Annotated in this window: 3 protein-coding genes; all 3 read right to left on the reverse strand. The window is 67.6% G+C overall.

Annotated elements, in window-relative coordinates:
• Positions 1–287 precede the first annotated feature (287 nt).
• The 3 genes from LZ198_RS42670 to sitA6 all read right to left on the reverse strand — a co-directional run bounded on the left by LZ198_RS42670 (position 288) and on the right by sitA6 (position 2,186).
• Positions 288–602: a hypothetical protein gene (locus tag LZ198_RS42670; RefSeq protein WP_253977917.1), complete on the reverse strand. Its 315-nt coding sequence runs from the start codon at positions 600–602 to the stop codon at positions 288–290.
• 106 nt (positions 603–708) lie between these two features.
• Positions 709–1,458: a SitI6 family double-CXXCG motif immunity protein gene (gene sitI6, locus LZ198_RS42675; protein ID WP_253977919.1), complete on the reverse strand. Its 750-nt coding sequence runs from the start codon at positions 1,456–1,458 to the stop codon at positions 709–711.
• Positions 1,458–2,186: a SitA6 family polymorphic toxin lipoprotein gene (sitA6, locus tag LZ198_RS42680; protein ID WP_253977918.1), complete on the reverse strand. Its 729-nt coding sequence runs from the start codon at positions 2,184–2,186 to the stop codon at positions 1,458–1,460. The genes sitI6 and sitA6 overlap by 1 nt, the downstream gene beginning before the upstream one ends.
• Between the last annotated feature and the right edge of the window lie 345 nt (positions 2,187–2,531).

The following is a 2,531-nucleotide window of genomic DNA, read 5'->3' on the forward strand; positions in this document are numbered from 1 at the left end:
CGTCTGGCAGGAGGGACATCGTGCTCCCGTGCCCTCCATGCTCACCCCGAGGATGACACGCGCCGCGCTACCGGGGGCCACGCGGTCCACTCGACACCCAGGAAATGGGTACAGCGTTTCCATTTCCTGGGTGTATTCGCCCCACTGGCAGCTTGCCGCGTCTGCCTACTTCCCAGAGGGGAACCACACGAAGTGCGGGAGAGCCACGGAACCGGGTCACGCCCAATGGCCCATGAGTCGGGCAAGGAACCCCCGGAGGAGCGGGCCCAGGTGATACGGGCGTCCCTTCATCGGCCACCTCCCTTCTTCAAGACAGACTTCTTCTTGGCGGAGCCCGCGGCCTTCGCGCTCTGCCGCTCGAACTCCTGGAGCATCTCGTCGGTGATGCGTCCCTCCGAGGCCTCCCACATCTTGATGCCCGCCGTGTGAAAGTCCCGGGAGACGTCAGTCTTCGTGACGTCCTTCCGGGTCACGGGCGACTTGATGCCGCGCTTCGTCAGCTGCGCGGCGATGAACTCCAGCTTCCGCCAGTTCCGCACGGTGTCGGAAATCAACTGGCGCTCCAGTTCCTCCATCGGGTCTGGGGCATCCATCAGTCCCATCGCGTCGTCCTCGCATCGAGCGCTGGCGATTACCACCAGGGCACGCACAGGACCGGACGCTCAGGTATATACCCCGTCAATATCCCTTGTGGCACATCCGAGAGACCTACAACGATGCCCCAGTCTCGCGCGCAGCGGGCGGGGCAAGCTCGGTCGCCTTGAACCGGATGTCGCCCCCCATGCTGCGGACCACCTCCACGAAGCGCTCAGTCGCAATGATGGCGGCGGGGACCTCACGGAAGCGGAACACGTCCGCGTTGGGCTGGGACGCCGAATCGAGCCACCAGGGTGAAGGCCTCGCCGTCGTCGGCTGGGTACTGCAAAGGGGACATGGTGCGCCTACGGGCGCAGGCCGAATCTCGGGCGCATAGTCGCCCCCGGCCACCAGCTCGAGCTCGAACATCGGCGGCACGTCCCGCCCGACCTTCAGGGCGGTGTGCTGGGGATTGATGCCGCGGAGCCCTGCGGCGAGGAGTCGCTCTACGGCCTCGGGCTGAACCAGGAGCGTCCATGCCGGCTCCAGCACCACCGGCGGCGGACGCCCCCTAACGGCTCCGACCAGCGGCCCCATGTCCAGGCTTGGCAGCAGGGGCACCCCCGCCGGCAGGAGCGGTCTCACGAGGTCGCGGAGTCGGACGTACTCATCCCAGGGCGCCAAACGGGCCTTCCTGTACTCGCGCTCCTGGTGCAGGCCGGACAGGTCGACGCTCGGATATGCGTGCCCGAAGGCGCTTCCCCCGTGGAAGCACTGAGGGCATTCCGCCCCCGGCAGCCCCCAACGCCGCTTCGCGTGGAGGCTCCAGCGTTCGCGCCCCTTCGCTAGGTCGAGGTCCCGCCCGAGTCTGAAAAGTCGCATCACCTGTCCCCGCCTTGCAGCAGCCACTCAATCTTCCCGAGCTGCTGCCAGTACGACATGGGCATTCCGACGAGACCATACTTCCGAATCATGTAGCCCGCGTGTTCCATGAGCCGCCGCCTCGATTCTTGCGGCGAGGCCTCCTCCTCAATGAGCTGGTTGATGAGAACTTCCCAATCCGCATTCCACGGCGCGCCGCGCACTCCGCTGTGAAGCTCCTTGTGCCGCTTCACGTCTATGGCGAGGACCACCTCGTGGATGTTGATGCCCTGCCGGTCAAAGTAGGCCTCGAATGCCCGGGGGAAGATGTGGTGCTTCTCCTTCGGAGCCTTCTCCCACTCCGTGCGTGCCTTGCGGAGCGCCTTCGTGCTCGGCAGCTCCTCGGGCCGCTCCTTCCGAAAGACGAGGACGGGCTCTCTGCCGGGCATGACCTGCGGCCCTGCCCAGAGACGCTGGGGCGAGTAACCGACGCCCGGCAGCGGGGCTGGGGCGCCAGCCCCACGCAGGGCCAGCGGCGCGGAGGACACGTCCTCGCATCGGTACAGGCCGCACGTGTCGCCGACGCAGGCCACGGTGACGCAGCCTTCGTCCCCGTCCTCCTCGGCGGCCTCGGCGCAGTCCTCCGCGGAGTCATCCTCGCGCGGCAGGTCCAGACGCCCAGCAACGGGCGCGGACGCGCAGCCGGCCAACAGGAGCAGCATCACCCACCACGAACGCAACGCCGCCATGGAAGTCCCCCCGGACATGGTGTCCGCGAAAGCGTGCGTCGAGGCCTCGGGCTCGCGGGAGCCGCCGCGGCAGGGCTGTCGCGCACGCGACGGCGCGGGAGGATAGCAGCGCAGTCAGTGGCGGAAGAGGACCTGCGAGGCACGAGCGGAGTCCCGCGCCTCTTCTGCCCTGGCACGGAGGCCCACCGGGTCAAGTCCCGAATCGTGTGTAGTTGGTTGGGAGGGGGTTCGGGGGAGGAATGCTCCTTGGCGGGGTCAAGCGGCGGCAGTGTCTGGGGTTGAGTTGAGCAGGGACATGTCGAGGTAGCGGCGGTCCTCCCAGACGCCGGTGACTTCGAGGGCGAC

The organism is Myxococcus dinghuensis (assembly GCF_024198235.1).
Lineage (GTDB): Bacteria > Myxococcota > Myxococcia > Myxococcales > Myxococcaceae > Myxococcus > Myxococcus dinghuensis.